The following is a 6,119-nucleotide window of genomic DNA, read 5'->3' as shown; positions in this document are numbered from 1 at the left end:
AGCGCGCCGAGCGCAAGCCAAATGCCCATCACCGCATGCACGTTCTTCCACAAGGGCCGGCCTTTAAGCGAGAGCCGCGGCAGCAGCGCATCGCGCGCGGTGGTCTTCGTGCGTGGCCACCATAACGCAACCCCGGTGCCGATCATCACGAGCGTCCAGCATGCGGCGAGTTCCATCAACAGCTCGCCAGCCTTGCCGAGTAACAGTTTGCGATGCACCATGCGATCGAGCTGGATGAACCGGTTCTCGACGCTTAGCGTGCCGAGCACCACGCCGGTGTACGGATTGAGGTAGACACTTTCCTTTTCGCCGCTCGGCAGCTTGAAGACGAATTCGGCGCTGCGAGAAGGATCGTCGAGAACGTGCACCGTCGATGTGACCGCGCCATGCGGCACCGCCGCGCGTGCATCGTGCATCAGTTGATCGGGAGGCAAACGTGGCGTGGTTCGCGGTGCAACCACCATTTGTTGTCTGTATAACAACGGCTCGATTTGCGGCTGAAAACAATAGATCGTTCCCGTGATGGCGAGGACGATCAGAAAGGGCATCACGAAGAGCCCCGCGTAAAAGTGCCAGCGCCATAGCGTTCGATAACTGCCCTGGGATGCGCTGGCCGCCTGGGCCGCACTCGAGGCGGCGCTGCTGGTCTTCGCGTGCATTGTGTTTCTCCATGCCACTTTCGGTGGCGTACCGTGGGATCGGGACATCACGATGCGATGCGCGCGCATGCCTGCGCGGCGTTCGGCATCGATCAAGCGGATATCGGCTTCAGGAGAAAGCGGGCGGGGCGCGCGCATGGCGCGAGGTGCGCGGCTCGATGCGTAACGTGCTGATAAAACGCGTGGCGACGAGTTGCGCGATGGCGCGAGCGGTGACCGCAAAGCTCACCGGCAAGCCCGGAATGAAGGGCACATGCGCAAGCAGGCCGCAATAACCGCATGCTTGTCCATCCGGCATCGTGGTGTGCGAGTGAGACGCGTGGTCTGCGTCGTCGCTCATCGATTGCATTCGTTCCATCGGGCAATCCGCGTCCATCGTCATGGCCGGCATGCGCGCGGCGACGACGAGTTGCGAAACCGTAGGCGCGAGCGTTGCCATGAGGATCGCAAGCAATCCAAGCAAGCTGCACCATGTCCGAAAGAAACGGCTCTGCATGTCGCGGTGGGTCAATGAAGATGCCTTAGAAAGCGTAGCGCATGCCCGCGAAAATGCTACGTCCTTCGCCCGGATAGAAGATTGCGTTCGAGGTCGTGCGAGCATCGGCGACCGTGCTGATGTCGCTCACGTAACGCTTGTTCGTCAAGTTGCGCGCATCGACGAAAACCGAGAGACCATTGCGAAAATCCATTCCCGCCTGCACGCCGAGGAGCGTGTAACCGGGCACGCGCAAGGTGTTGGCGTCATCCGCCCATGCGCCCGCCGGAACCCAGTCCACCGATGCCGATATATGAAACCCGTTGGGCCGCGAATAGCCAAGCGCCGCGCGGATCACGTTCACCGGCACGCCTGCGATGCGGTTGGAGCCGTATTGCGGATCGTCCTTGAAACGGAAATCGCTCAGATTCCAGAGCCCGGACAACGTGATCTTGTCGCCCGCGCCGGCATGCGTGATGTCGCGCAGCACATCCACCGATACACCCGCCTCGATGCCTTGCAGCACGGTCTTGTTGGCGTTGAACGTGGAGGCCGGAATGTCGGGATCGGTCGTGTATTGAAGCAGCTGATCGCGCACGAGCGAGCGATATGCGGTCAGGTCCCAACTCACGCGATCGCGCGTGCCGCGCGTGCCGATCTCGAGCGTCCATGCATGTTGCGATGCCAGCGGCGTGAAGCGCGTGGTGTTCGAGAAGGTCTGCGTGAGGTCGGTGAAGTCCGGAACATCCTGGCTGCGCGTGACATCCACGAATGCCTGAATGTCCTTGTTCGGCTGCCACAGCAGGCCGAGCTTCGGATTCACGCCGCTGAAATTTTCGCTCGCCGACTTGTAGTTCGGATCGGCGGCGAGACCGCCATGATCGACATATTTGCGCACGTCGCGCAGCGCCTTGAAGCCAGCCATCACGGCGAAGGTCGGCAGAAAGAAGAGCCGGTCTTCGACATACGCTTCGTAGTTATAGGCGCTTTGCGTCGAGTCGAGCGTTTGCGTGCCGCGCTCGCCCGACACGTTCACGTACTGCCGCGCCTGGGTGTTGCCGCCGAAGAAGCGCGCGCCCGCGATCACATCGTTGCGCATGCCGCCCACGTCGATGGTCGCCGTATAACGCGGCGCGAAGCCGTAGGTCCAGCCATCCTGATCGATCAACTGGAAGATCGGGTGATAAAGGCTCTTGTGAATGGCCCACGTGACGAAATCGAGCTGTCCGACATCGAGCTTGACCGTCGTGCGATTGGCAATGCGCTCGGTGCGCGTGTCGCGCGCCTGATCGCCGGCAAGCGCGCTCGCGGAAGCCTTCGTGGGATTGTTCAGGGCATCGCTCAGCGACAGCGTGCCGGGCAGTTGCTGATCGATGATGTACGCGCCGAGATAGAAGCGCGTTTCGACATCGGGCGAAAATTTATAACCGATATTTGCGTTGAATTGCTCGTACTGGCCGCGATCGTGATCGCGATAACCGTCCGCATGATTCACCGAGAAAGTGCCGATGAAGTCCAGCGGCCCGACCACGCGCGAGAACTGCGCGCTGCCCCGGATGGTGCCGTAACTGCCGCCCTCCAGCCGCACGATGTTGGGCGCATCCGCCGTGTAGGCGGTGGGCGTAAGGAAATCGATGGCGCCGCCGAGCGTCGACGAGCCATACGCGAGACCGTTGCCGCCTTTATAGACCTCGGCGGATTGCAGCGCGAGCGGGTCGATCTGGTAGTAGTCGCCGCTGCCATCGGCGAGATTGGTGGGAATGCCGTCCTGAAGAATTTCGAGGCCGCGCGTGTGATAGCCGCGTGCGATGCCCGAGCCGCGAATCGACAAGCGCAACTCTTGTCCGTAGCGCGTCTGCACGAATACGCCGGGCACGTTCTTGAGCACGTCGCGCAACGTGAACGCGTAGGTGTCGCGGTAATCGGCGCTATCCACGAAGCCCACGGAGCCGACGGTCTGATCGAGCGTCTGCTTTTGCTTGACGACAGTTTGCGATGTCAGCGAGTTCGCGGACTGGCCCTGGACGATGACTGCGGGAAGTGTGGCGGTCGCGTCGTCTTGCGGCGTCTGCGCAATGGCGCGCGTTGCGAAGAGCGCCGTCATGCCTGTCATCAACGCGCCCTTTCTGGCAAGTCGTCTCATGATCGCGTCCCCCGTGCGGAAGACGCGGAAGACGTCCCGGCGGGGACGTGCGTATGACGCGTGGACGGCAAAGCGCCGCCACGTTCGAATGTGGTGAACATGGTTCATCTCCGAGTTCGATTGATCGGGACTCGCACGAACAGACGAACGTGCGAGACCGCGCAACGCCTCACGGCAGTGCGGCATTGCGTTGGCAAAACGAAGTCAGATCAGAACGGGAGGCGCGCGCGGTTGCGCGGTGGTGAACGGCTGTGCGGGACGCTCGATCTCGGTCCGTGCGACCGCGATAGCGCGTGCTGCGGGAACATCGAGCGCGAAGCTCGCGCTTGCGCCCGGTACGACGGGTGTATGCGCGAAGAAGTGACAATAGCCACACGCTTTGCCGTCGAATTGCGAGAGCGCGTCGGGCGAGTGATGACCGGAAGCAGCATCGCCCGATGCAGCATGTGCCGAACACAATTCGGCGAGCGGGATGCCGTCATGCGTATTGGCGGCAATCAGCTGCGAGACCATCGGCGCGAACGTAATCAGCAGCATTGCAAGCAATGCCAGCAGAGAACCCGTTCGTTGATGAGTGCGGCTGCGCATAGGCCCAGGCGGGGAGGCAGATAAAAGTTAGCCGATTATGCCATCCGGCTAACTGTCTTTACACGCCGCTAGCGTGAAAAATTCCCGCTATAAGAAATGCTGCGTGGATCCATGTCGCAGGCGGGATCAGCCGCGCGCGTCGATCCAGTCGCGTGCCCAGATGCGTGAGTAATTCACGGCGTCGGCTTCTTTCGAAAAATAGCCGAGCGAATAAAAACGATACTGCGTGTCGATAGGATCTTCGTCGGAACGCTCGAGGAGGAGATTCGCCGAGAAGCTTTGATCGCGCAAACGATGCGCGGACGGATATACCGCATAACCGCGGTAGTTTTGAGAATGTGCCATTTTAATTTTAATGAAGAGGCCTTCCGGCAATAAACACGGAAAGTCAGCGGACTAATGCCGCAAAAACGAAAACTGAAGGATGTCAGGCGAATTAGCCTGTTTGATGAACTGCGCGGGAGAAAATCTGGACTGCGAGATTTGGACTGCGAGGCTCAACTAAAACCCAACTGATATAAAAAAGGACCCGGTTTCCCGGGTCCTCACGCTACGAAGCTACTTGGAGCTTACAGCGGCGTGATGTTCGAAGCTTGCATGCCCTTCGGGCCGCGCTTCGTTTCGAAGCTTACCTTCTGTGCTTCGACCAGGGTCTTGAAGCCTTCCGAACGGATTTCGGAAAAATGGGCGAAGAGGTCGTCGCCGCCGTTATCCGGGCTGATAAAGCCGAAGCCCTTGGTGTCGTTAAACCACTTGACGGTACCGGTATCCATGATATTCCTTGGAAAAAATTTGGATGAAAATTGCTTTGAAACAGCGAAGCTGCAAGGAGGGAATGGACAACGAATACCGCGGAAAACGCACTATTGATGAGCAGCAATCAACTTCTTGAACTTCAGAACGGATTATCACAATTCCACATATTTTAGTCAAGTATATATTTGTCACCGTGAATAAAAGGCGGACCGGAGGTCCAAAAACCCGGCTCCGAACCCGCCCGTAACCCATGCTCAGGCTGCCGCAAGCGCGTAGCGCCGGCAATGTTCGAGATAGCCGGTTTCGTGACTGCCCACGAGTTCGACGATGCTGCTCCAAAGCCACAATGGCGCGTCGATCGATTTGGTCTTCGTGCGCCGTAGCTCCGAGAGCCAGCTACGGCGCGTGTTCTTGTCCATTTGGCGCGCGTGCGCCTGACCGACGACGAGCGCGAGATAACGCGCGACTTCCATCGCCTCCGTTTGTCCGATCTGCTCGATCTCCAGCTTCAAATCCTGCGGCAACAATTCGCGCAGGATTACCGGCCGTCCCTGCAGACTCGCGGCGCGCATGCGTTCGCCGAGATGAGGCGAGAGATGGCGCGCGCCTTCCACGACGCGTTCGGCGTGATCGCGCGGCATCGACGTGCCGGGATAGCGCGGCGCGGCGGCCTTGACGCCTTCCTTGATGTCCATGATGCACAGGTCGTCGCCTTCGATCACGCCGCCGTCGACATCCAGCAGCACGGCGTAGCGCAGACGTCCGAGCGAGCTACAACCCTTGACCCAGTAGGCGGCGTCGAGCACCGTGACTTCGCCGGTATCCGGGCGTCCGCGCAGGCTCGTCGCGAGTTGCGTCACGCTGGCCTTTTCGAAGAGCGATACGATTTCGGCGCGCTCTTTCTTGCTGATCGGCCAGAAACGGTTGCCGAATGGAATGGTGGGCTGCACGTCGTCGAGCCGCTCGCGGGCAAGATGCTTCCACGAACGGCGTACCGCTTCGCGCATCACCACGCGAACAACTTCGGGCCTGCGCACGGAATTGGCGTCGCTATCCTTGTCGAAGGCTTCGGCGTAACCCGCGAACAGCGCTTCGATCATGTTGATGGTCGTAACGCCTGGCAGCGCCGATCCGCGCGCGGCCGTCGCGAGCGACAAGCCAAGCCGGATCAAATCGTGCGCGGGATTGCCGATAACCGTCTGGTCCAGATCGCGTATCTGGATTTCGATCTTCCCTTTCGCGTCCGCGATCGGGCCGAGATTGCCGGTATGACAATCGCCGCAAATCCAGATGGCCGGACCGTGCGGCAAACTGCGAATCTCGGCTTCTTCGAGCCAGTCGTAAAACTTGATCGTGTTACCGCGCACATAGGCGTGCGTCGAGCGTGCCATCTTGGCGTTGCGCTTGAGCTTCAGGATGTCCTGACGGCTTTCGGAATCAGGCACCTTGGTTTTAGGTTTGAGCATGTGGAGCAAGTAGTCGTGGGCAGAACGGGCGC

7 protein-coding genes are annotated in these 6,119 nt (G+C 60.1%); all 7 read right to left on the bottom strand.

The window, feature by feature from the left end; all coding sequences use genetic code 11:
- A partial coding sequence (locus tag P9292_RS40595; RefSeq protein WP_309965388.1) for a PepSY domain-containing protein occupies positions 1-659 on the bottom strand: 659 nt, incomplete at its 3' end.
- Positions 660-768: 109 nt separating this feature from the next.
- On the bottom strand, positions 769-1,170 hold the full coding sequence (locus P9292_RS40590; RefSeq protein ID WP_309965385.1) for a DUF2946 domain-containing protein: 402 nt from the start codon (positions 1,168-1,170) through the stop codon (positions 769-771).
- Positions 1,171-1,180: 10 nt separating this feature from the next.
- Positions 1,181-3,277 (bottom strand): TonB-dependent receptor domain-containing protein, encoded by a 2,097-nt coding sequence (locus tag P9292_RS40585; protein WP_309965382.1) that lies wholly within the window; start codon positions 3,275-3,277, stop codon positions 1,181-1,183.
- Positions 3,278-3,481: 204 nt separating this feature from the next.
- The gene (locus P9292_RS40580; protein WP_284503509.1) at positions 3,482-3,865 is read right to left on the bottom strand and encodes a DUF2946 domain-containing protein; all 384 of its coding nucleotides are present in this window, start codon (positions 3,863-3,865) and stop codon (positions 3,482-3,484) included.
- Positions 3,866-3,991: 126 nt separating this feature from the next.
- A complete protein-coding gene (locus P9292_RS40575) occupies positions 3,992-4,210 on the bottom strand; it encodes a hypothetical protein (protein ID WP_244831790.1) in 219 nt (72 codons plus the stop codon).
- Positions 4,211-4,434: 224 nt separating this feature from the next.
- Entirely contained in the window at positions 4,435-4,638 is a 204-nt protein-coding gene (locus P9292_RS40570; protein ID WP_244831789.1) for a cold-shock protein, read from the bottom strand.
- A gap of 237 nt (positions 4,639-4,875) precedes the next feature.
- Positions 4,876-6,087: a DUF2252 domain-containing protein gene (locus tag P9292_RS40565; RefSeq protein WP_244831788.1), complete on the bottom strand. Its 1,212-nt coding sequence runs from the start codon at positions 6,085-6,087 to the stop codon at positions 4,876-4,878.
- Positions 6,088-6,119 lie beyond the last annotated feature (32 nt).

The sequence above is a fragment of the Caballeronia sp. LZ001 genome (assembly GCF_031450875.1).
Lineage (GTDB): Bacteria > Pseudomonadota > Gammaproteobacteria > Burkholderiales > Burkholderiaceae > Caballeronia.
This window is presented reverse-complemented; position numbering and strand designations above follow the sequence as displayed.

Bases quoted from the DNA above. Each gene is read 5' to 3' on its own strand.
- P9292_RS40565 (WP_244831788.1), bottom strand. From the start codon at position 6,087: ATGCTCAAACCTAAAACCAAGGTGCCTGATTCCGAAAGCCGTCAGGAC.
- P9292_RS40585 (WP_309965382.1), bottom strand. From the start codon at position 3,277: ATGAGACGACTTGCCAGAAAGGGCGCGTTGATGACAGGCATGACGGCG.
- P9292_RS40570 (WP_244831789.1), bottom strand. From the start codon at position 4,638: ATGGATACCGGTACCGTCAAGTGGTTTAACGACACCAAGGGCTTCGGC.
- P9292_RS40580 (WP_284503509.1), bottom strand. From the start codon at position 3,865: ATGCGCAGCCGCACTCATCAACGAACGGGTTCTCTGCTGGCATTGCTT.
- P9292_RS40575 (WP_244831790.1), bottom strand. From the start codon at position 4,210: ATGGCACATTCTCAAAACTACCGCGGTTATGCGGTATATCCGTCCGCG.